Here is a 21284-nt window from a genome sequence, read left to right as displayed (position 1 = left end):
GCGCCCGAGTGCGGAAGGTTCATAATCGTCGGCCCTCAGGTCGCCGTCTCCGTCGTCGGGCCGCCCGCGGCCGGACGTCGACAGCCGCCGCCAGCGCACTACTCCCCGACCAGCTCCTCGTACTGCGCACCGGTCTGTTTGAGCGTCTCGGTGGAGTAGAGGCACTCGTGGTCGACCGGGAGGTACTCCGTGGCGAGTTCGTCGACCTTCTCGTCGACGGCGTCGGCGTCGCGGCCGTGGATCATCGTGAACAGGTTGTACGGCCAGTCCTGCCCGGGGCGACGGGGCCGATGGTAGCAGAGGGTGACGTACGGGAGTTCGCCCACCGCAAGCCCCCGCTCGTCGAGCTCGTCGTCGGGCACGTCCCAGACGACCATGCAGTTGTTCGAGAAGCCGGTGACGACGTGGTTGACGATGCAGCCGACGCGCTTGATGCAGCCGTCTTCGCGGAGGCGCTCGACGCCGTCGAGCACCATCTCGACGGTGACAGCCGCGTCGAGTTTCGGGTCGATCCCGGCCGCGATGTCGCGGTACGGCGTCACGGAGAGCGGGAAGCCCGACTGGATGGCGAGCAGGAGCTCGGCGTCGAACCGCGAGAGGTCGCCCGTCGCGTCCTCCGAGATGCGCGTCGCGGAGACCTCGGTGGACTCGACCGACTCCCGGGCGAACCGGTCGGCGTTGACGACCGGGAACTCCAGGTCGATGTAGTAGTCGGTGAGCATCGGGAGGTTCAGCACCTCGCAGCCGGTCCGCTCCTCGATCTCGTCGAGGATGCGGTCCCGTGTCTCTCTGGACCCGGCGGTGACGACGAACCACATGTTCCAGTCGTGCTCGCGCCGGTAGTTGTGGTTCACCTGCCGGTAGCCGTTGACGACCTCGGCGACCTCGTCGAAGCGGTCCGCGGGGGCCTGCACCGCCGCGAGCGTCGAGGAGCCGATGACCGGCGGGTTGAGGACGGCACCGAACCGCCGGAACACCCCCTCGTCGCGGAGTCGCTGGACGCGCTCGAACGCCTCCGACTCCGAGACGCCGAGTGCCTCCCCGACGACGCGGAACGGGCGCTCCACCACCGGGAAGCCCGACTGGTAGCCGTCGATGAGGCGGGCGTCGACCTCGTCGATCTCCTCGCGCCAGTCGCCCGACTGCGTGTTCATCGTCGGCGCTAGGGACCTGTGCAAGGTACGTGTTTCGAAGGACGATGGTCCGGGGCGACTCCCACCCGCTGGGAACGGACCGGGCGACTTTTCCTCGGACCGTCCCAACGGGGCGATATGGCACAAGCGACCCGCGAGTACGGCGAGTGGCCCCTGAAGCGGCTGATGACGGCGGTCGTCGGCTCCGGCCACAAGTCCGCAGAGGACATGGACCGCACGCAGGCCCGCGAGGCGTTCCAGCGCATCCTCGGCGGCGAGCCCGACCCCACCACACTGGGGGCGTTCTGGCTGGCGAACCGCTGGAAGCGCAACAACCCCGAGGAGCTGGCGGCGTACACCGACGTGATGCGCGAGGAGAGCGTCGTCACCGCCGAGCCGGACTGCGACCCCGTCGACTGCGGCGCGAACTACGACGGCAAGGGTCGGTCGGCCATCCTGGGCGTCGGGGCGGGCATCGTCGCCGCCGCCGCGGGTACGCCGGTCGTGGCCCACAGCGGCGACCGCGTCCCCACGCAGAAGCAGGACGCCTACAAGCACGTGCTCGACGAGCTCGGCGTCCGGACCGAACTGTCGCCCGAGGAGAGCGCGGACATGGTCGACGAGGTCGGCTTCGGCTTCTACTACCAGCCCGCGTTCAACCCCGGCATCGACGAGCTGTTCGACCGCCGCGACCAGATGGGCGTCCGGACGTTCGTCAACACCATCGAGACGTTCGCGAACCCCGCCAACGCGGACGTCCACCTCGGCTCGTTCTACCACCTCGCGTTCGCGAAGAAGACCTGCAACACGTTCGCCGCGAGCGAGGAACTCGACGTCGGCAAGGTCGTCATGTTCCAGGGGATGGAGGGCTACGACGACATCCGCCCCGGCTACACGAAGGTCGCCGAGTGGAGAGCCGACGAGGACGGCGGGGTCGACGACTACGAGATCGAGACCGCCGAGTTCGGCATGGACTTCGAGAGCGAGGACCTCGCCGTCGACGACGTGGCCGCGGACTCCGCGACCATCACCGAGGCCGTCCTCGCCGGCGAGCGCGACGACCAGTTCGCCGACGCCATCGCGCTCAACGCCGCGTTCCGCATGTACGCTCGCGACGACGTGGATTCGCTGGACGACGGGCTCGAACTCGCCCGGGAGACCATCGGATCCGGCGACGCCGCCGCGGTGCTCGAGGACCTGCGGGAGTTCTGACCGCGGTTTCTCGTCCCTTATCTCTCCGTCCGTTCGACGACCGCGTAGGTCCCGGGGACGGTGCCGTGTCGCGTCTCGAACCCGGCATCGCACACTTCCCTGACCGTCCAGCCGGCGGCGAAGGCCGCCCGGACATCGTCGTGGGAGACCGGCGTCGGCCCGTCGTCGGCCGGCGCATCGGCCCCGAACGCGACGAGGAAGACCCGGCCACCGTCGGCGACCACGTCGCCCAGCGCGTCGACGTACCGCTCGCGGTCCTCACCGGCGTACACGTGGAACATCCCGCTGTCGACGACCGCGTCGAACGGCCCGTCGACGGCGTCGAGCTCGCGCACGTCGTCGACGTGGAACGTCGCCTCGACGCCGTGCTCGTCGGCCTTCGCCCGGGCTCGCTCGACGGCGTTCTCGGAGACGTCGACGCCGACCACGTCGTGGCCGTGGCTCGCGAAGTGGACGGTGTGCGTGCCGGTGCCGCAGCCGGGGTCGAGGACGCGCCAGTGCTCCGTGCGGTCGGCGACGCTCGCGAGTGCCGGCTGCGGCTCGCCGGTGTCCCACGGGGCCGCGTCGCGCTCGTACGCCTCGTCCCACCAGCTCGCGGGATCGTCGTCAGACATGGACTCGGACCGTACCGCCGGGATGGATTCAGCGTTGCGGTTCCTCGCCGTCTGACGGGAGCTTTTCTCCCCGGCGGTCGAAGCGCCGGTATGGACTCACGACCACCGTACGCCGCCGACCACGAGCTCGTCGACGCCGCAGTCGAGACGCTGGAATCGAGGTTCGACCCGGACCGCCACCGCGTCGCCTCCGCGCTCCGGACCGAGGACGGCACCGTCTACACCGCCGTGAACCTGCAGTCCAGCGTCGACCAGGCGACGGTGCACTGCGAGCCCGTCACCCTGGAGAACGCGCTCGCCGACGGCCACGACTCGTTCGACTGCTCGGTCGCGGTGCGCTTCCGCGACGACGACCCCGCGAACGAGCCCGTCGTCATCTCGGCATGCGGCGTCTGCCGGGAGCTGCTGTACGACTACGACCCGTCGCTCGACGTGCTCGTCAGGATCGAGGGCGAGCTGCGGAAGGCCGCACTCTCGGAGCTGCTGCCGGCGCGGACGTAGTCACTCCTCGACCGGGATCGCGACGCTCGCGAGCCGGTCACCGCCCTTCACCGTCGCCTCGCGGGTGATGGCGTAGCAGATGCCGTCGCGCGTGCTCTCGACCCGCTGGAGCACCTCGTACGTCGACGGATGGTACACCTGCCCCAGGTGGTCGCCCGACTCGACGAGCTGCCCGAGTTCGAGCGACGGGGTCGGCCGGAACAGCCCCGACTCCTCGGCGTCGACGCGCCCGAGGTGGTTCCGGGCGACCCGGGGCGCGTCGCCGGCGATGACCTGTCCGTCGAGCACGCCGAGGCGGCGGAGGACGTTCAGCACGCCCCGGACGCCGGTCGCGACCGCGTCCTCGACGATCTGCTTGTTGTGGGCGAGCTCGGGTGTGATGGCCGGGATACCCGCGGCGCTGGCGGCGACGCGGAGCTTGCCGTCGAACCCGCGGCGATGCCAGGCCTCCGGGGCATCCTCGCCCGACGGTTCGGCGAGCAGCAGGCCCGTCCCGAACGCCTCGGCGAGCTCCCGCGAACGGTCGTCGCCCTGCGTGAACACGGTGTGGGTGAGCATCGACGGACTGCCCGTATGGAGGTCGACGATGACGTCGGCGTCGCCGGCGTACTCCCAGAGCGTCGCCGCCATGCGCTGGTGGAGGCTCCCCTCGGCGTCGCCGGGCCAGACGCGGTTCATGTTCGGGTTGACCGAGTCGAGCACCTCCGGCGTGGTGTAGGAGACGCGGTCGAACGTGAGCGGGTTCGCGACCGGCACCGCGACCAGTTTCCCGGCGAGGTCCGTCGTCGGGAGCTCGTCGTGCAGCCGGCGGAGGACCTCGGTGCCGTTTATCTCGCGGCCGTGCTGGGCCGCCTGCACGTACACTGTCGGTCCGTCCTCCGGTCCCTCGTAGCTGTGAACCGTGGTCGTGACCTCGACGCCGGACGGGAGTCTGGCGAGTGTCACGCGCTCGCGTCGGTGACGCGCCGAGCGGGTCATTCGTTCGAAGATTTCGACGCCCTCGCTATTGAATCCATTGGGGTGACGAGTCGCCGACAGGACCGCGACGACGACGCCACAGCAACCCGCCGTCGGCGTATCCACAACGTTTTCCCGAGCGCGCTCCTGGGTGGGAGTATGAGCAAGACCGCGACCATCCGCACGAACCACGGTGACATCGAAGTCGAGCTGTACGACGACCGCGTCCCGACGACCGTCGAGAACTTCGTCAACCTCGCCGAGCACGACCCCGCGGCGAACGACGACCCGTCCCCGAGCACGACGACGTGGGAGGACCCCGAATCCGGCGAGACACGCGGCGACTCGCTGTACGCCGGCGTGCCGTTCCACCGCGTCATCGCCGACTTCATGATCCAGGGCGGCGACCCGACCGGCACCGGCCGCGGCGGCCCCGGCTACCAGTTCGAAGACGAGTTCGACGACGAACTCGGCCACGACGGCCCCGGCGTGCTCTCGATGGCGAACTCCGGCCCGAACACGAACGGCAGCCAGTTCTTCATCACGCTCGACGCCCAGCCCCACCTCGACGGCAAGCACGCCGTCTTCGGCAAGGTGACCGACGGCATGGACGTCGTCGAGACCATCGGCTCGCTCCCGACCGGCCCCCGCGACCAGCCCCAGGAAGAGGCCGTCATCGAGGGCGTCGACGTCCACGAGTAGCCCGCCACGCCGGCCACGATTCTTCCGTCGATCCCCTCAGTGAGGGGGTACGCTCTTTTCGCTCCCCCTCGATGTGCCACCATGCTCCGACGACTCCGGGAGACAGGCCCCGGACTGCTGGTCCCGCTCGCGTGGACGTTCGCCGCCGCCGCCCACGTCGAACTCGCGGGGGTCGAGGCCGTCAGGATCGGCATGGTCGTGATGGACGTGCTGCTCGTCGCGTTCACCGTCCTCTCGTGGCGAGACATGCGGGAGGGCGTGCTGCTCGCCTGGAAGGTCGTCCTCCTCGTCGGCATCGTGCTGAACGCCGTCGGCACCGTTGCGGTCTTCGCCGACCCCGTGAACACGATGCTCGCGAGGGTGACCGTCGCCGGCTGGATGCTCGTTCCCGCGGCCGCGTACGTCTACACCGGCGAGAACATCGACCGCGCGCCCCGCGTCTACCAGATCGGGGCCGCCCTGAGCGCCATCGGGGCCGGCGCGTACCTGCTCTCGCCCGAGCTCTCGGGGGCGGAACCCGTGGCGCTGCTCGGCTTCGCGCTCGTCGGCGTCGGTCAGACGGCGGGCATCCTCGCGGCCGTGTGGTCGTACTGACCTCGACCCGTCACCCGAACCGACACACGAAAGTTCGCCCGCCCCCGAGAACGCGACATGAGCGACGCCGAGGACGCACACACGCCAAGCGAGATCGGCGAGTCCGACGCCCCACCGGTCGACGAGAAGCCCTTCAAGATCATCTTCGAGGCCAACAAGTGCTTCGGCGCGGGCAAGTGCGCCGAGGTGTCCGCGAACTGGGACCTCGACATCGACACCGGGCTCGCCCGCCCGAAGACCTACTTCTTCGGCGAGGACGAGCTCGAGCACAACGTCCGCGCCGCCGAGGTCTGCCCCGCGAAGAAGGACCGGGGCATCATCCACGTCGTCGACCGCCGCACCGACGAGGAGATCGCCCCGGACCCGCACGGCGACGGGACACTCAGCGTGGACTGGTAAGCGAAACCGTATTGAAGCCGCCGGGTGAACCCCCGACCGCGCGAGGGTGGCTGAGCCAGGCCAAAGGCGGCGGACTTAAGATCCGCTCTCGTAGGAGTTCGCGGGTTCGAATCCTGCCCCTCGCATACCGTCTCGAACGCCAGTGAGAGACGTGTCTGCGAGAAACGCGAGGCGGCGCGGCTTGCCGCCTCGGAAAACGAACGGCGAGCGCCAGCGAGACGTGAGCGAGGATTCGAACGCACGAGCGACGCGAGGCGCTAGCCGAAGCGGAGCGAGTGAAGTTCGAATCCTGCCCCGGACAATGCTGTCGCAAACGACAGAACGCCAGTGAGAGACGTGTCCGCGAACGCGAAGCGAGGAGTCACGCCAGTCGCCGGTGGCGGCATCGGCTCGCAGAAAGCGGCTACCGGGCATGGCAGTGGTAGCCGCCGCGACCAACGCGACCTGTGGTCATGACAGATGTCTCGCCGGCCGGGCCCCGAACGCTCGGGAACCAGTCCGAACTACAGCACTGGCACCCGTAAACATGTCGGTGGATGACACATCATCGGGCAGTGATATCGGTGCTGCGCACGGCGACCTGTGCACAACGGCGGTCTTATGTCCGTGGATGGACGACAACGACCATGACAAGCCTGGTGACCGAGCGGCAGGCGGACCGCATCGTGTCGGCGTGCAGGACGACGATCGGCGACAGTCTGCGGTCGGTGACGTACTTCACCCGCGACGACTTCGAGCAGCTGTACCTCCGGAGCGACCTGGAGCGTGACGCGGACCTGACGACGTTCGTGGGCCACGAGTGGCGCGGGTTCAAGACGACGCAGGCGGCGTACCAGCAGTCCGAACTGGGGGAGTACGAGTACACCATCCGGGTGTTCGAGAACGGCTTCCTGGTGCGGGTGACGACGGAGACGGAGGGGGTGTTCGTCACGACCGACGGGCTGACGCTGTCGAACTTCGACGAGGTCGAGATGGCGGTCCGGGGCGTACTGAACGCGGGGGAGGACGAGGCCCCGGCCCAGGAGTAGCCGGTCAAATCACGGTTGCCTTTTATTGGTAACCCGGTGGTAAGTCCCATCGTAACATGACAGCACAAGAAGTCAGACTTCGGAGCACGATCGGCGGATACACCGCGACCGGCAAACTGCACTCGTTGAGTGTCTGGTTCATCCTGGCACTCAGACTGATGATGGGCATCGCGTTCTTCCAGAGCGGCGTCGACAAGGTGCTCTCTGGGAGCTTCGGCGCGGCCGGCTACCTGCAGAACTCGCCACCCGCGAACGGGAGTCCGGTCGCGGACCTGTTCGTGACGATGGGCGAGACGGCCTGGTTCGTGAGCTTCGTGGACGTCGCGGTCCCGTGGGGCGAGATCCTCATCGGGCTCGGACTCATCGTGGGCTTTCTCACACGACTGGCCGCGTTCTGGGGGGCGTTCATGATGCTCATGTTCTACCTCGGCAACTGGGACGTCACGCACGGCTACATCAACGGCGACTTCGCGTACATGCTCGTGTTCCTCTCCGTCGCGGCCTTCGGGGCGGGACGCATCCTCGGCCTCGACGCCCGGGTCGAACAGTACGAGGTCGGCGGTCAGCCACTGGTCGAGCGCTACCCGTGGATGCGCTACCTGCTCGGCTGAGTCGGCGGAGCACCTGGAACGCAACTTCCATCCTTTTCGACGGCCTACCGGGGGACATGACACAGCTGCCCGAGTCGGCCGAGCGTGCGTTCGAGCGCCACGACGCGTTCACGCCCGCGGACGACGGCTACGACCTGACGACAACCCCGTTCGACGTGCGGGCGACCGCGACGGACACCGAGGACGACCGGACCGCCTTCGAGGTGACCGTGCGGCTGCCGACGCTCGACGCCGTCGTCGCCGACGAGACGGTCCCGCCGGTCGTCGAGGACGGCTGGTTCGACACGCTGGCGCTCCGGCTGGAGGACTCGTTCGACCCGACGAAGACCGTCGACGCCGACGAACCGACGGTGGAGCGTCGCGTGGGGACGGTCGTCGTGACGTTCGGCTACCGCTCCGGGCGGGCGAAGACCGGCGTCGAGGACGCGAAGGTACTCGCGGAGTTCGTGGAAGGGACGTACGTGCAGGGACTGATTCCGGGCTACGACTACGAAGAACCGGCCGGCGACCTGCTCGCGACCGCGACGAACGGCGCTGGCCGCTGAGCTAGTCCATCGCGATGTAGGTCTGTGTGTCCTCGACGCCGCGGATCCCCTGTATCTTCGACGCCGCGATGTCCTTGACCGCACCCGGGGAGTCGACGGTCACCTTCGCGATGACGTCGACGTCACCGGCGACGATGTAGGCGTGATCGACGCCCTCGCTGGCCTCGATGCTCTCCTTCAGTCTGTCCGCCTCGCCCGTGTTCGCCTTGATCATGATGTACGCTGTGACCACGGTCAGACACCTCCTGCGGCTGCGGCCCGGCTGGCGTCACCGACGACGAGCTGGCGCACGTCGGCGAGGACGTCGAAGTCCGCGAGGACGACCACGCGGTCACCCAGTTCGAGCGACTCGTCGGGGTCCGGAATCATGAGCGGGCCGTCGGCCTTCCCGAAGGCGACCATCGTCGCACTCGCCGGAAGTTCGACCTCCGAGAGCGAGTAGCCCCGCATCGGGGACTCCTCGGTCGCGGTGAGCTCGACGATCTGGAGGTTCTGTGCGATGTCGGCGATGGCGTGGATGTCGCCGCCGAGCAGTGCGTTCTTCGCACCGATGGCACCGAGCCGCTCGGGGTAGACGATCTCGTCGACGGCGTCGGCGTACTTCCGGTAGATGTCCTCGCGGTAGTCCTCGTCGATGCGCATGACGGTGCGGGCACCGTTGTGGTCGGCGATCATGCAGGCCGCGAAGTTCGTGTTCAGGTCCCCCGTCAGCGCACCGACGGCGTCGGCCTCGGCGATGCCAGCCTCCTCCAGTTTGTCCTCCCGGGAGCCGTCGCCCTCGACGACTGTGAACCCCTGTTCGCGTGCGCGCTTGATCTTCCGGTCGTCGCGCTCGACGAGCGTGACGTCGTGTCCCTCGTCTCTGAGCACGCGTGCCGTGCGCAGTCCAACTCGACCAGCGCCAATGATAACGAACCGCATATCACAGCATACGCTCACCCACCTTGAATAACTTACCCCGACAGCGGTCCCCGTGCCGGGGGAAGGTTTTTGCCATGTGACATAGTACCACAGCACGAATGGTTCACGCGTTCATCATGGTGAAGACCGCAGCCGGAAAGTCCGAGGAACTCCTCGATTCGATCCGCGCGCTCGACGCGGTGAGTGAGGCGCACATCGTCGCCGGCAACTACGACATCATCACCGAGGTCGACGCCGACGAGGTGTACGACGTGCTGCACACGGTGACCGGAGAGATGCAGAAGCTCGGCGGCGTCGCCGACACGAAGACCTACATCTCGCTGCAGTAACGGACTGCGCCGCCCTGGCGCTAGTGCTCCAGTTCCTGTACGTCGTGCTCCTCGGCGAACGAGAGCGCCTCCGCGCGCTGTTTGCGGAGCCGCGGCGGCAGCTCGGCGTAGACCGAGTCGAACACCTCGCCGGGCTCGGCGGGCTCCTTCGCCTCGGCGCGGTCGACGGCGTCGGCCAGTTCCTCGTCGGCCTCCTCGCGGATGGTCTCGACGTACTCGTCGTTGACGAGTCCCTGTTCGCGGAGGTACTCCTCGTACCGGTCGAGGGGGTCGCGGGTCCGCCACTCGGGCAGGTCCGACTCCTCCTCGCGGTAGCGCGAGGGGTCGTCGCTGGTGGTGTGTGCGCCCTGCCGGTAGGTCATGCTCTCGACGAGTACGGGCTCGCCGTCGCGGGCGCTCTCCAGCGCGCTGCCGACGAACTCCAGCACTGCGAGCGGGTCGTTCCCGTCGACCTGCCCGCCGGAGAAGCCGTACGCCTCGGCCCGGTCGGCGATGGAGGCTGCGGCGGTCTGTCGGTCACGCGGGAGCGAGATCGCCCAGTTGTTGTTCTCGCAGAAGAACACCGTCGGGGTCTCGAAGACGCCGGCGAAGTTCAGCCCCTCGTGGAAGTCGCCCTCGCTCGTCGCGCCGTCGCCGAAGTAGCAGACGACCGCGCCGTCGTCGTCGCGGTAGTTCATCGCCATCCCCGCGCCGGTCGCGTGGGGGATCTGCGTCGCGATGGGCACCGCCTGCGGGAACACCGGGAGCGTGTGGCCGGAGTCGAACTCGGCCCGACCGCGGCGGAACAGCAACAGGTCGCTCATCGGGACTCCCCGGGCGATCTGCATCGCGTTCGAGCGATACGTCGGGAACAGCCAGTCCGACTCCGCCATGGCGTGTGCCGCACCGACCTGCGACGCCTCCTGACCCTTGAACGGCGGGTAGCCGCTCATCCAGCCACGTCGCTGGAGCGCCAGCGCGCGCTCGTCGAACCGGCGCGCCCGGACCATGTCTCGGTAGAGCGTCCGGGCCTGTTCGGGCGAGAACGGGGTCTCCTCGACGTCCCGTTCTCCGATGACTCGATGCATGGTGGGTTCAAACTCTGCCCGGGTCAAAGCCGTTCCGATACGTCAAAGGTCCTGCCGTGCCTAGGGTGGATATGGTCTCACTGGTCGGCGCTATCGGCCTGCTGGTCCTCGTCACGGTCAACACCGCTATCGCGGCCGTCTCCACCCGGTTCTTCCGCCAACGGCTGGACACCGACTGGGGGTCGGTCGTCTACGTGGTGTTGGTCACGCCCGTCGCGCTGCTGGCGGCGACGCTCGTCATCTCCGGCGTGCTCGGCCTCGGCTCCGATCTCGGCTCCCAGAGCCTCGCGCTGCTGGTCGCCATCGCCCTGCCGCTGGTGCTCGGCGTGAGCGTGGACTTCTTCTGGATGCCCTCCCCGGACGAGATCGAGCTGCCGGACACGATGCGGGAGTAGTCAGTTCTCGTCGAGAATCCGCTCGAAGACGTCCTCCACGTCGTCGAGCACGCCCTCCGGCGACTGGGTGGCGTCGACGCGGACGAACCGCTCGGGCTCCCACTCCATCAGCTGTTCGTAGTTCTGGCGGACCTGCGTGAGGTACTTCGACTGCTCGAACTTGTTCGTCGCGCCCGAGCGCTGCATGGCGGTCCGGGGGTCCACGTCGAGGAAGAGGGTCACGTCCGGCGGCCGTGTGAACGGCTGGTGGACGCCGCGGATGTACTCCATCGGGCGCTTGATCTCGCCCTCCAGCGTCGCACCCTGGTAGGCGTAGCGCGAGTCGGAGTACCGGTCGGAGATGACGAGGTCGCCGTCGGCCAGTGCGGGGCGGACGACCCGCGAGAGGTGGTCGGCGTGGTCGGCGACGAAGAGGAACAGTTCGGCCAGCGGGTCGGCGTCGTCGTCGGCGATGGCCCGGTCGACGGCCTCGCCGTACCAGGACTCGGTCGGCTCGCGGGTGAACGTCGCGTCGGGGTAGGTGTCGTGCAGCGCCTCCCAGACCGTCGTCTTGCCGCTGCCGTCGAGTCCCTCCAGCGTGACGAGCATGGCCGGTGGTTCTCCGGGGTGCCGTATCTGTCTGTCGGAGTGCGTCGTCGAAGGACGCCTCTTACGGCATACTGGTCGAGACCGTTATCTCGTCTTCCTCGACGGTGAACTCGATGGTCGCGTCGTCCACGGGGGCAATCTCGGTCTCCCGTTCGAGATCTCCCGTAGCGAGCCGGACCGTGTAGTCGCCCGACAGGTCGAGGTCGTACCGCTGTTGCTCTCCTGGACCGAGCGTGACGCGCTCGTCGACGACCGATTCTTCGCCCTCGACCCGGTCGATATCGATGCTCACCGTTCGCTGGCAGTCACACTCGTTTACGACGACTATCGCGTGTTTCCCGTCGCCGGAGCTGCCAAAATCGAGACAGCCAGGGAGGAGCGCGAGAGACCCAAACAGTGTCGCGGCGACCGTCCGTCTTCGGTCCATCTATCCAACCCGTTATAATACCAGTTAATTTAATAATACCGGTCGTATGGGGGATATTCCGCTCGCGGGATAGACGGTTATCGTGACTCCGAAGCGAGCCTTTATCCTGATTCCTGACCAATATCCGACGTATGAAGGTACTCGTCGCCGGCGGAACCGGCTTCATCGGACGCCGACTGTGCACAGAGCTGGCCGACCGGGGGCACGACGTGACCGCCCTCGCGCGGAGTCCCGACGACGCCGCCCTCCCGAACACCGTCGAGACGGCGATGGGCGACGTGAGCGCCTACGAGTCCATCGAGTCCCACTTCGAGGGGCAGGACGTGGCGGTCAATCTCGTCGCGCTCTCGCCGCTGTTCAAGCCCAAGGGGAACCTCAGTCACGAGGCGGTCCACCTGCAGGGGACGAAGAACGTCGTCCGCGCATGCGAGGAACACGGCGTCGACAGGCTCGTCCAGATGTCGGCGCTGGGCGCGGACCCGAACGCCGCCACGGCGTACCTCCGGACGAAGGGGCAGGCCGAGGATGTCGTCAGGTCCTCCGCGCTCGACTCGGTCATCTTCCGTCCCTCGGTCGTCTTCGGCGACGGCGGCGAGTTCGTCGCCTTCACGAAGAAGCTGACGACCCCGTACGTCACCGGCTTCCCCGGGGGCGGGAAGACGCCGTTCCAGCCCATCTGGATCGAGGAGTTCGTCCCGATGATGGCCGACGCCGTGGAGGACGACGACCACGACGGCCACGCCTACGAGATCGGCGGTCCGGAGGTGCTCACCCTCGCGGACGTGGCGAGGCTGGCCTACGCCGCCGAGGGCAAGTCCCTCACCATCGTCCCCATCCCGCTGTCGCTGGCGAAGGTCGGTGCGACGGTCGCCGGTGCGCTCCCCTTCTTCCCGTTCGGCCCCGACCAGATCCGCTCGCTCAAGGAGGACAACCGGGTCGCCGACAACGACGTCGCGGCCTTCGGCGTCGAACCCGATGAACTGACGACGCTCGCGTCGTATCTCGGCGTCGAGAACCCGGCAAAGGTCACCGGGTGACCGGGGGAACCGACGCCGTAGGCGGCGTTTAAATAGACGGGGGTAATGTCACGGAATAATTGAGAATTACCGAGCGGCCAATTCGGACGATAGCAGGCCCATCGGACGGTTATTTTCGCGAACATGACACGCGCTAGAGAGTGGGGCCATCCAAAGGCTTATATCCTTCATCCCTCTCTTGACAAACCAACGGAGCCCCCTTTCAAATGAAACTGGCGATGATTGGATTCGGTCAGGCCGGCGGGAAGATCGTCGACCGATTCGTCGACTACGACGAACGGACAGGGAGCGGCATCGTCCGTGCCGCGATCGCTGTGAACACGGCCAAGGCCGACCTGATGGGTCTGGAGAACATTCCGAACGAGAACCGCGTCCTCATCGGACAGTCCCGGGTCAAGGGACACGGTGTCGGCGCTGACAACGAGCTCGGCGCGGAGATCGCCGAGGAGGACATCGACGAGGTACAGGGTGCCATCGACTCGATCCCGACACACGAGATCGACGCGTTCCTCGTCGTCGCCGGGATGGGCGGCGGCACGGGGAGCGGTGGCGCACCCGTCCTCGCCAAGCACCTCAAGCGGATCTACACGATCCCGGTGTACGGGCTGGGCGTCCTGCCGGGGTCCGACGAGGGTGGCATCTACACGCTGAACGCCGCGCGGTCGTTCCAGACGTTCGTCCGCGAGGTCGACAACCTGCTCGTCTTCGACAACGACTCCTGGCGACAGGCCGGCGAGTCCGTCGAGGGCGGCTACGAGGAGATAAACGAGGAGATCGTCCGCCGCTTCGGCGTCCTGTTCGGGGCCGGCGAGGTCGGCCAGGGCGACGAGGTCGGTGAGTCGGTCGTCGACTCCTCGGAGATCATCAACACGCTCGCCGGTGGCGGCATCTCGACGGTGGGCTACGCGACCGAGGACGTCGAGCTGTCCGACGACGGCGGCCTCCTCTCGCGGTTCACCGGCGGCGACGACGAACAGGTCGACACCGCACACACGACCAACCGCATCACCTCGCTCGTCCGCAAGGCCGCGCTCGGGCGGCTCACGCTCCCCTGCGAGATCGAGGGCGCGGAGCGTGCCCTGCTCGTCATGGCCGGCCCCACGGAGCACCTGAACCGGAAGGGAATAGAGCGCGGGCGGAAGTGGCTGGAGGAGCAGACCGGCTCCATGGAGGTCCGCGGTGGCGACTACCCGCTCCGCGAGCCCCAGGTCGCGTCCTGTATCCTGCTCTCGGGCGTGAACAACGTCCCGCGCATCAAGGAGCTGCAGCAGGTCGCCATCGAGGCACAGGACAACATCGAGGCCATCCGCGAGGAAAGCGAAGATAACTTACAGAGCTTAGTCGAAGATGACGAGGATGAACTCGAGCCGCTATTCTAGGTGGGCGATCCTCGCTGCGGTGGCCATGCTGGCGTTCGCCGCGGTCGGCACAGCCGTGGCCGTGCAGGTCACCGAGGAGGACGTCCCGGACGAAGGACAGGTCGGCGAGGACTACAGCGCGACGATGACGCTCGGGGAACTGTACCAGAACCCCGACTACACGTCGTGGACGCTGCGCGGTGAGACGGAACTGGAGGACGTGACGTGGACGGTGACGACCACCGACACGGACACCGGGAACCAGGTCGACAGCCAGTCGTTCGACGGGCAGTCGTTCAACTACTCGAACATCGACGCCGAGGCGAACGACGCCAACCAGGTGACCGTCGAGGTGACCGGGACGGTGCCGAGCGTCGGGAACTTCACCTACGCCGACGAGGAGACGTTCGTCGTCGCCGACCTGACGCAGGTCCGCGAGGGCGGCACCTCGAACGGGATCGCCACCAGCGAGGCACACCACTTCACCGAGGAGAGCCAGGCCGCACGCCAGGCCATCGGCGAGGCGGAGGAGGCCATCGACGAGGCTGACGCCGCCGGCGGCGACACCTCGACCGCAGAGGACTCCGTCGAGTCGGCCATCTCCGCCTACGAGGGCGAGAACTTCGGCAACGCACAGAACCTCGCCGAGCGCGCACAGGAGGAGGCCAACACCGCCCAGAGCAACGCCGAGTCGACCGAGCAGCGCAACCAGCTGCTCCTCTACGCCGGTGTCGGTATCGTCGTCATCGCCCTCATCGGCGGCGGCGTCTACTGGTACCGCCAGCAGCAGGACGACTACAGCCGCCTCGGCTGAGCGGTTCGGAACGTTCTTTGCGGTTCACCGGCGACGCCCAGCCATGCGTGTCGTCGTCCCGTTCGCGGCAGAGAACCCGAAGACCCGCCTTGCCGGCGTCCTCGACGCCGACGAGCGCGCCGCCTTCGCGCGGTCGATGCTCGCGGACGTGCTCGACGCGGTCCGCGGCGCGGGCGGGACACCGACGGTGCTCGCGACCGCGCCGGTCGACCTCGACGCCGGCGTCCGCGTCGACGACCGGTCGCTGACGACCGCCGTGAACGCAGTGCTCGAGGAGACCGACGAGACCGTCGCCATCGTGATGGCGGACCTGCCCCTCGCCACGCCCGCCGTGCTGGAGCGGCTGTTCGACGCCGACGGCGGCGTCGTCATCGCCCCCGGACGCGGTGCCGGGACCAACGCCCTCGTCGTGCGTCACGACGGGTTCCGGACGGACTTCCACGGCGCATCCTATCTCGACCATCGCGAGGCCGCGAGCGCGGCCGGGGTGGAGACGACCGTCGTGGACTCCCACCGGCTGGCGACAGACGTCGACGAGCGCGCCGACCTCGTCGAGGTGCTCGTCCACGGCGACGGCCGGGCCGCGACCTGGCTCGCGAACCACGGGGTTCGAATCGAGCGTGGAAACGGCCGGGTGAACGCGGCACGAGTCGACGACTGAGGCGGTACGTGGCACTATATGGGGACGCCTCGACTGTGAGAATGCGCGAGGCCTCTGCGCGCGAATCCACCACCCTTCTGGCTTTCTCGGAACACCGGCAGAGCCGTCGCTCGCCGTCCCGCGGGGGGAGACGTTCCCGGAGTCGTGCCTCCGGACAGTACTGCCCCATGAGGACACCCTTTTGCCCGTCGACCACGCATCCCCGAGCATGATTCCGGGGGCCGAGAAGTACGACATCTCGCTGTCGTTCGACGAGCGCGAGGTCGAGCGCGCACTCTCGGTCACCCCCGACGACGTGGGGCCGGCCGAGGAGCTCACCTTCGCCCGGAACGTGTTCCTGCCGCTGACGACGGCCTGCCGGTACACCTGCACGTACTGCACGTTCTTCGACCCGCCGGGTGAGGCGACGCTGATGGACGACGCGGACGTGAACGAGACGCTCGACATGGGCATCGACGCGGGCTGCACGGAGGCCCTGTTCACCTTCGGCGACGACCCCGACGACCGCTACGAGGGGGTCCACGCCCAGCTCGACCGCTGGGGGTACGACGACGTCCACGACTACCTTCGGGCAGTCTGCCGGCACACCCTCGACCGGGGCATCCTCCCGCACTCGAACCCCGGCGACCAGACACGCGAGCAGATGGCGATGGTCGCACCGTACAACGCCAGCATGGGCGTGATGCTGGAGACGACCGCCGACGTGGACGCCCACGCCGGTCGCCGGGTCAAGTCGCCCGGCCAGCGGCTCAACACCATCCGGAACGCCGGCGAGCTGCAGGTGCCGTTCACGACGGGCATCCTCGTCGGCATCGGCGAGGACTGGCGCAACCGTGCGGAGAGCCTGCTCGCCATCCGCGACCTGCACGAGCGATACGGTCACGTCCAGGAGGTCATCGTCCAGAACGTCGTCCCGAACGAGCGCTCGCGCTTCGAGCGACCCGACGTGGAGACGATGCGCCGGGTCGTCGCCATGGCGCGCTGGGTGCTCCCCCAGACGGTGTCGGTGCAGGTGCCGCCGAACCTCTCACCGACCCGCGAGCTGCTGGACTGCGGCGTCGACGACCTCGGCGGCGTCTCCCCGGTGACGGACGACTACATCAACCCCGACTACGAGTGGCCCGCGCTGCGGGAGCTCCGGGACATCGCCCACGAGGCGGGCGTCCCCCTCCGGGAGCGCCTCCCCGTCTACGAGCGCTACCTCCCGGAGGACCTCCGCTCCGACGACTTCGACGGCGAGCCCGCGCCGGGCGACGGCTGGCTCGACGACCCCGTTCGCGACGCACTCGCCGGTGACACCCCGGCTGGTCGGCGCTACCGGCGCGTCCTCGACGGTGCGGCGGTCGAGCTATAGACCGCTCGTGAGCGCTCGATACGGCTCCTAGTGAGCTTCTTGCCGAATCCGTTCGTGGTACCGGGTGGGATGGACGAGACCCACGCAACCGACACCGAGCAGCCGACGGCCGACGGCGACACGACGCCGAACCAGCCGCCCGACCTGGCTATCCTCCACGCGCTCGACGGCGTGTCCGCCATGCCCATCGCGGAGCTCACGGGCGCGGTCGACGCCGACCCGGCGACCGTCGACCACCTCTGCCATCGCCTCCAGAGCGCGGGCTACGTCCGCGCCCGGACCGACGGCTCGTACAGCATCACGGCCCACGGCGAGCGGTACCTCCGGACGCTGCTCAGACAGCGGCGCATCCGGCCCTGAGAACCAGCCCGCGAACTCACTCCGCCGGCCTGACGACCCAGAGGCCATCCCCCTGGCGCTCGATGACCGAGGCCTCGCGCATCCGCACGACGTAGCCCGTCGGGTTCGACTGCACCTCGTGACCGGCGCGGACGCTCCCGAGTTCACCGAGCAACTGCGCCGTGGGCGGTTTCTGTGCCGCGCCGCAGTCGTAGACGGTGAGGAGCCCGCGACCGCCCTCGCGCTCGTAGACGACGATGTGTGCATGCGGGGGCAGCCGGTAGCGGTCCTCGCCGTCGGCCGGCGCGAGCGTGTTCATACGAGGCGGTAGCACGGGTGCGGTCGAAAAGGGTCCGGTTCAGTCGTCGGCCGCCAGTCCGTCACCCGACGCCCGCGTGCCCTCGTCCTCGCGGAGCAGGGGGGTCCCGTCGGCACGCGGGCCGAGTTCAGGACCGAACGGTGGCTCGCCGTCGACCACACGGCGCTGCTCGTAGTCCGTCGAGCGCTCGACCGGCGTGCGGCCGATGGCCCGTATCATCTCGACGTACTGGTCGAACGAGCGGAACTCGCCGTACTCACCGCCCGCGCGCTTCGTTATCTCCTCGGAGAGGATGGTCCCCATGAAGTCGTCCGCGCCGCAGTTGAGCATCTTCAGGCCCTGCTCGTCGCCGTACTTCACCCACGAGGACTGCACGTGGTCGACGTTGTCGAGGTAGAGCCGGGAGACGGCGATCATCAGCTCGTCCTCGTCGGTGCTCGCACCGCCCTCCACGACGCCGTGCTCGTACAGCGGCGTGGACTGGTGGATGAAGGAGAGCGGGACGAACTCCGTGATGGCCCCGTCGACGCGCTCCTGCAGGTCCCGGACCCTGTCGAGGTGCAGCACCCGGTGGGCCTCGTTCTCGACGTGGCCGTACATGATGGTCGCGGTGAGGCCCAGCCCGACGTTCGCGGCGGCCTCCATCGCCGTCAGCCAGTCGTCGGTCCGTATCTTCCCGGGGCAGATGACGTCCCGCACCTCGTCGACGAGAATCTCGGCGGCGGTCCCCGGAACGGAGTCCAGCCCGGCCGCCTTCAGCTCGCCGTAGATCTCCTCGTAGCTCCAGTCGGTGCCGCGGCGGGCGTGGTACGCCTCCTCCGGCGTCATCGAGTGCAGGTGGACGTCGCCGACCGACATCGCCGCCATCTGCTCGACGTAGGTGCCGGGGTCCGTGCTGTACTGCTCCGGCGGCTTGTAGTTCGTCTCCTTCCAGTCCGAGTTCCGGAGGACCTCGTGGTGCTCCTCGTTCAGCGCGAACGCCGGGTGCAGGCCAGAGACCGAGGTGACCTCGTAGATGCCACGGTCGAGCATCGATTCGACGACCTCGCGGGACTCCTCGGGTGTCTTCGTGAACCCGGCGTGCTCGACGTCGCTGTCCGCCTCGAACGCGTGGGCGGTGTCCTTGAAGTTGCAGAACAGACAGCCGGTGTTGCACGCCGTCGTGACGTTGTTGTTCAGGTTGGCGACGAACGTGACCTCGTCGCCGACGACCTCCGCGCGCCGACGGTCGGCAGCCTCCAGTACCAGTTCCTTGCGGGACTGGTCGATGCCGTCCACGTCGGTGCCGGTGGTGATGAGTTCGATGCCGTCCGCGACGGTGAGTCGCTCCCCGTTCCGCGCCTTCGCGAGTGCGTTCTCGAACGACTGGTCGGTCTCGGGAACGTGCTCGTAGTCGAAGCCGTCCGTGGGCAGGTCCGCCGCGGCGTGCTCGGACGAGTCGGCCATTGTGTTGGAGTCGCGTTTGACTCCCAAAAGGGTAGTGGAACCGGCCGTTCGTCGTGTTCTATTTTCGCGGAACGGGGTACGTCACGAGAGCGACAGACACCTCGAAAGGCCCGCCCCGCACAGCACCGCACCTCGAACCTCCCCAACCGATTCGCTCGGTCGCAGGCTCCCTCACTCATCCCTCGCGCGGATGGCTCGACACGCTCGCTGCGCTCGCGGTCTCGCCAGCCGCGCGCCAGCCGGCTGATTGGCTGTCGTCGCCACCCGGTTCCCGCTCCCTCGACCGCGTAGTGAAACCTTCTTTAGTGACGGCTTCGCCCGTTCGAGTATGAGCACTCGCCTGCGGAGGGAGCGTCAGTGACGAGCGTCAAGGAGTTCCGCATCGAGGAGCCGGCGACCGCCGACGAGCTGGGCCGTGGCGCGTTCGTCTTCACCGACGACTACTCCGTCTTCGACTGGGGGAAGATGCCCGACACCATCGCGAACAAGGGCGCGTCGCTCTGCTCGATGGGCGCGTTCAACTTCGAGTTGCTGGAGGACGAGGGCATCCCGACGCACTACCGCGGCGTCGTCCGCAACGGCGACACCCTGCGGCTGCGCGATGCCGACCAGCCGCCCTGGGAGATGGCCATCGACCTCACGCAGGTGCCCGACCTCCCCCACGAGGGCCGGGACTACGACTACGAGAGCTTCCACGCCGAGGCGGGCTCGAACTACCTCGTCCCCCTCGAGATCGTCTTCCGGAACCGCGTCCCCGTCGGCTCCAGTCTCCGCAGCCGGACCGACCCCGCGGACCACGGCCTCGACCGCGACGAGTGGCCCGAGGGTGTCGTCGACCTCGAGGAGCCAATCGTCGAGTTCTCCACGAAGTTCGAGGAGTCCGACCGCTACCTCACCCACGCGGAGGCCGACGACATCGCCGGCCGCGCCGACGTCGACGAACTCGAACGGACCGCCCGCGAGGTGAACCGCGTGGTCACCGAGCAGGCCGAGTCCGGCGGGTTGACCCACGAGGACGGGAAGATCGAGTGCCTCTACTTCGACGGCGAGATCCGCGTCGCCGACGTGGTCGGCACGTTCGACGAGAACCGCTTCAGCTACGAGGGCACCCAGATATCCAAGGAGGTCATCCGGCAGTACCACAAGCGCACCCAGCCCGACTGGGTCGCGTCGGTCACCGAGGCCAAGGAGCGCGCGAAGGCCGAGAACGTCGCCGACTGGAAGTCGCTCTGTGAGGTCCAGCCCGAACCCCTCGACGACGACGTGCTCGCCGTCGCCAGCGACCTCTACACCGCCGGCGCGAACGCCTACACCGACCTCGAACTGTTCGACGCGCCGCCCCTCGACCCGGCCATCGGGGCCGTCAGCCGGCTCTGAGTCGGGTCGCTGTCCTGTAGCTCACTCCAGTGGCTGTGCGAAGTCGACCTGCTTCTCTCGGAACCCCGTCTCGCGGTAGAAACGTCGCGCGCCCTCGTTCCCCCACTCGCAGGAGACCTTCAGGTGGTCACAGCCACGGTCGCGGGCGAGTCGTTTCACACGTTCGACGACGGCCGCGCCGTGACCACGGTTCCGGTGCGCCTCGTCGATGGCGAGGTTCACGATGCGGAGGTACCGCGAGTACTCCCGGGACGAGTGGGTGCCCTCGCGCAGGGTGACGAAGCCGATGGTCTCGTCCCCGTGAACGACGAGGTAGTCGGTGACCGCCTCGTCGTCGAGGTGTGCACGGAAGCCGTCGTCCGGTACCTCCTCCACGTCCGCGTAGACGAGTTCGTTCAGTTCGTCGTGGCCCACCATCGCCGTCGCCAGGGCGTACCAGCGGTCGACGAGGGCATCGAGGTCGGCGGCGGTGGCTTCGACGAGTTCCATACGACGACTCGCCGGCCCTCGCCCGTAAAGGTCCGGACAGTATGCCAGCTCCTCACACCAACCGAGA

28 protein-coding genes and 1 tRNA gene are annotated in these 21284 nt (G+C 68.1%); 18 read left to right on the top strand and 11 right to left on the bottom strand.

Going from position 1 to position 21284, the window contains the following annotated elements; all coding sequences use genetic code 11:
* Positions 1 to 98: 98 nt before the first annotated feature.
* The gene (ahbB, locus tag NO345_RS03285) at positions 99 to 1154 is read right to left on the bottom strand and encodes a siroheme decarboxylase subunit beta (RefSeq protein ID WP_256296466.1); all 1056 of its coding nucleotides are present in this window, start codon (positions 1152 to 1154) and stop codon (positions 99 to 101) included.
* Between the two features lie 117 nt (positions 1155 to 1271).
* On the opposite strand from ahbB, the gene NO345_RS03280 reads away from it, so the two are divergent.
* The gene (locus NO345_RS03280) at positions 1272 to 2345 is read left to right on the top strand and encodes an anthranilate phosphoribosyltransferase (RefSeq protein ID WP_256296464.1); all 1074 of its coding nucleotides are present in this window, start codon (positions 1272 to 1274) and stop codon (positions 2343 to 2345) included.
* Positions 2346 to 2362: 17 nt separating this feature from the next.
* Here the strand turns inward: NO345_RS03280 and NO345_RS03275 are convergent, their stop codons facing one another.
* Positions 2363 to 2959 carry a class I SAM-dependent methyltransferase gene (locus tag NO345_RS03275; protein ID WP_256296462.1) on the bottom strand — a complete coding sequence of 199 codons (597 nt, stop codon included), beginning with the start codon at positions 2957 to 2959 and terminating at the stop codon, positions 2363 to 2365.
* 90 nt (positions 2960 to 3049) lie between these two features.
* Between NO345_RS03275 and NO345_RS03270 the strand changes: the two genes are divergently transcribed.
* Positions 3050 to 3460 carry a cytidine/deoxycytidylate deaminase family protein gene (locus tag NO345_RS03270; RefSeq protein WP_256296460.1) on the top strand — a complete coding sequence of 137 codons (411 nt, stop codon included), beginning with the start codon at positions 3050 to 3052 and terminating at the stop codon, positions 3458 to 3460.
* On the opposite strand, the gene NO345_RS03265 is transcribed toward NO345_RS03270, so the two are convergent.
* Positions 3461 to 4438 carry a succinylglutamate desuccinylase/aspartoacylase family protein gene (locus NO345_RS03265; protein ID WP_303646711.1) on the bottom strand — a complete coding sequence of 326 codons (978 nt, stop codon included), beginning with the start codon at positions 4436 to 4438 and terminating at the stop codon, positions 3461 to 3463.
* 138 nt (positions 4439 to 4576) lie between these two features.
* Here NO345_RS03265 and NO345_RS03260 point away from each other — a divergent pair, with 138 nt between their 5' ends.
* The 7 genes from NO345_RS03260 to NO345_RS03230 all read left to right on the top strand — a co-directional run bounded on the left by NO345_RS03260 (position 4577) and on the right by NO345_RS03230 (position 8296).
* Positions 4577 to 5119, top strand: a complete 543-nt coding sequence (locus NO345_RS03260) for a peptidylprolyl isomerase (protein WP_256296457.1) — start codon at positions 4577 to 4579, stop codon at positions 5117 to 5119.
* Between the two features lie 81 nt (positions 5120 to 5200).
* On the top strand, positions 5201 to 5713 hold the full coding sequence (locus tag NO345_RS03255) for a hypothetical protein (protein ID WP_256296455.1): 513 nt from the start codon (positions 5201 to 5203) through the stop codon (positions 5711 to 5713).
* A 57-nt stretch (positions 5714 to 5770) separates the two neighbouring features.
* Positions 5771 to 6112 (top strand): ferredoxin, encoded by a 342-nt coding sequence (locus NO345_RS03250; protein WP_256296453.1) that lies wholly within the window; start codon positions 5771 to 5773, stop codon positions 6110 to 6112.
* Positions 6113 to 6152: 40 nt separating this feature from the next.
* Positions 6153 to 6237: transfer RNA gene (locus tag NO345_RS03245), tRNA-Leu, on the top strand.
* A 501-nt stretch (positions 6238 to 6738) separates the two neighbouring features.
* Positions 6739 to 7140: a DUF7522 family protein gene (locus tag NO345_RS03240; protein WP_256296451.1), complete on the top strand. Its 402-nt coding sequence runs from the start codon at positions 6739 to 6741 to the stop codon at positions 7138 to 7140.
* 56 nt (positions 7141 to 7196) lie between these two features.
* Positions 7197 to 7751: a DoxX family protein gene (locus NO345_RS03235; protein ID WP_256296449.1), complete on the top strand. Its 555-nt coding sequence runs from the start codon at positions 7197 to 7199 to the stop codon at positions 7749 to 7751.
* 56 nt (positions 7752 to 7807) lie between these two features.
* The gene (locus NO345_RS03230; protein ID WP_256296447.1) at positions 7808 to 8296 is read left to right on the top strand and encodes a DUF5813 family protein; all 489 of its coding nucleotides are present in this window, start codon (positions 7808 to 7810) and stop codon (positions 8294 to 8296) included.
* 1 nt (position 8297) lies between these two features.
* Here NO345_RS03230 and NO345_RS03225 read toward each other — a convergent pair whose 3' ends face one another.
* Together NO345_RS03225 and NO345_RS03220 are read right to left on the bottom strand one after the other, a co-directional pair.
* Positions 8298 to 8528 carry an Lrp/AsnC family transcriptional regulator gene (locus NO345_RS03225; protein WP_256296446.1) on the bottom strand — a complete coding sequence of 77 codons (231 nt, stop codon included), beginning with the start codon at positions 8526 to 8528 and terminating at the stop codon, positions 8298 to 8300.
* Positions 8529 to 8530: 2 nt separating this feature from the next.
* A complete protein-coding gene (locus NO345_RS03220) occupies positions 8531 to 9217 on the bottom strand; it encodes a potassium channel family protein (RefSeq protein ID WP_256296444.1) in 687 nt (228 codons plus the stop codon).
* Between the two features lie 98 nt (positions 9218 to 9315).
* Between NO345_RS03220 and NO345_RS03215 the strand changes: the two genes are divergently transcribed.
* A complete protein-coding gene (locus tag NO345_RS03215; RefSeq protein WP_256296442.1) occupies positions 9316 to 9546 on the top strand; it encodes an Lrp/AsnC family transcriptional regulator in 231 nt (76 codons plus the stop codon).
* A 20-nt stretch (positions 9547 to 9566) separates the two neighbouring features.
* Here NO345_RS03215 and pdhA read toward each other — a convergent pair whose 3' ends face one another.
* Complete coding sequence (gene pdhA / locus NO345_RS03210; RefSeq protein ID WP_256296441.1) at positions 9567 to 10613, bottom strand: pyruvate dehydrogenase (acetyl-transferring) E1 component subunit alpha; 1047 nt, start codon at positions 10611 to 10613, stop codon at positions 9567 to 9569.
* Between the two features lie 71 nt (positions 10614 to 10684).
* Between pdhA and NO345_RS03205 the strand changes: the two genes are divergently transcribed.
* Positions 10685 to 11008, top strand: a complete 324-nt coding sequence (locus NO345_RS03205; RefSeq protein ID WP_256296439.1) for a DUF7991 family protein — start codon at positions 10685 to 10687, stop codon at positions 11006 to 11008.
* On the opposite strand, the gene tmk is transcribed toward NO345_RS03205, so the two are convergent.
* Together tmk and NO345_RS03195 are read right to left on the bottom strand one after the other, a co-directional pair.
* On the bottom strand, positions 11009 to 11596 hold the full coding sequence (tmk, locus tag NO345_RS03200) for a dTMP kinase (RefSeq protein WP_256296437.1): 588 nt from the start codon (positions 11594 to 11596) through the stop codon (positions 11009 to 11011). It abuts the gene before it with no gap.
* 61 nt (positions 11597 to 11657) lie between these two features.
* Positions 11658 to 11888: a hypothetical protein gene (locus NO345_RS03195; RefSeq protein WP_256296435.1), complete on the bottom strand. Its 231-nt coding sequence runs from the start codon at positions 11886 to 11888 to the stop codon at positions 11658 to 11660.
* A 266-nt stretch (positions 11889 to 12154) separates the two neighbouring features.
* Here NO345_RS03195 and NO345_RS03190 point away from each other — a divergent pair, with 266 nt between their 5' ends.
* From NO345_RS03190 to NO345_RS03165, 6 genes are all read left to right on the top strand, one after another.
* Positions 12155 to 13060: a complex I NDUFA9 subunit family protein gene (locus NO345_RS03190; RefSeq protein ID WP_256296434.1), complete on the top strand. Its 906-nt coding sequence runs from the start codon at positions 12155 to 12157 to the stop codon at positions 13058 to 13060.
* Between the two features lie 206 nt (positions 13061 to 13266).
* Entirely contained in the window at positions 13267 to 14439 is a 1173-nt protein-coding gene (locus tag NO345_RS03185; protein WP_256296432.1) for a tubulin/FtsZ family protein, read from the top strand.
* Positions 14417 to 15232, top strand: a complete 816-nt coding sequence (locus NO345_RS03180; protein ID WP_256296431.1) for a hypothetical protein — start codon at positions 14417 to 14419, stop codon at positions 15230 to 15232. The genes NO345_RS03185 and NO345_RS03180 overlap by 23 nt, the downstream gene beginning before the upstream one ends.
* A 43-nt stretch (positions 15233 to 15275) precedes the next feature.
* Positions 15276 to 15893: a 2-phospho-L-lactate guanylyltransferase gene (cofC, locus tag NO345_RS03175; protein ID WP_256296429.1), complete on the top strand. Its 618-nt coding sequence runs from the start codon at positions 15276 to 15278 to the stop codon at positions 15891 to 15893.
* 208 nt (positions 15894 to 16101) lie between these two features.
* Positions 16102 to 17247: a 7,8-didemethyl-8-hydroxy-5-deazariboflavin synthase subunit CofG gene (cofG, locus tag NO345_RS03170; protein WP_256296427.1), complete on the top strand. Its 1146-nt coding sequence runs from the start codon at positions 16102 to 16104 to the stop codon at positions 17245 to 17247.
* A 69-nt stretch (positions 17248 to 17316) separates the two neighbouring features.
* On the top strand, positions 17317 to 17607 hold the full coding sequence (locus NO345_RS03165) for a winged helix DNA-binding protein (RefSeq protein ID WP_256296425.1): 291 nt from the start codon (positions 17317 to 17319) through the stop codon (positions 17605 to 17607).
* Positions 17608 to 17623: 16 nt separating this feature from the next.
* On the opposite strand, the gene NO345_RS03160 is transcribed toward NO345_RS03165, so the two are convergent.
* Entirely contained in the window at positions 17624 to 17905 is a 282-nt protein-coding gene (locus NO345_RS03160; RefSeq protein ID WP_256296423.1) for a hypothetical protein, read from the bottom strand.
* A gap of 39 nt (positions 17906 to 17944) precedes the next feature.
* Complete coding sequence (gene cofH, locus NO345_RS03155; protein WP_256296421.1) at positions 17945 to 19351, bottom strand: 7,8-didemethyl-8-hydroxy-5-deazariboflavin synthase subunit CofH; 1407 nt, start codon at positions 19349 to 19351, stop codon at positions 17945 to 17947.
* 357 nt (positions 19352 to 19708) lie between these two features.
* Between cofH and NO345_RS03150 the strand changes: the two genes are divergently transcribed.
* Positions 19709 to 20728: a phosphoribosylaminoimidazolesuccinocarboxamide synthase gene (locus tag NO345_RS03150; RefSeq protein WP_256296419.1), complete on the top strand. Its 1020-nt coding sequence runs from the start codon at positions 19709 to 19711 to the stop codon at positions 20726 to 20728.
* Positions 20729 to 20749: 21 nt separating this feature from the next.
* Here the strand turns inward: NO345_RS03150 and NO345_RS03145 are convergent, their stop codons facing one another.
* A complete protein-coding gene (locus NO345_RS03145) occupies positions 20750 to 21217 on the bottom strand; it encodes a GNAT family N-acetyltransferase (protein WP_256296418.1) in 468 nt (155 codons plus the stop codon).
* Positions 21218 to 21284: the final 67 nt, after the last annotated feature.

Source organism: Haloarchaeobius salinus (genome assembly GCF_024464185.1).
Classification (GTDB): Archaea; Halobacteriota; Halobacteria; order Halobacteriales; family Natrialbaceae; genus Haloarchaeobius; species Haloarchaeobius salinus.
Note: the sequence above shows the minus strand (reverse complement) of the source record. Positions and strands in the feature narration are given on the sequence as shown.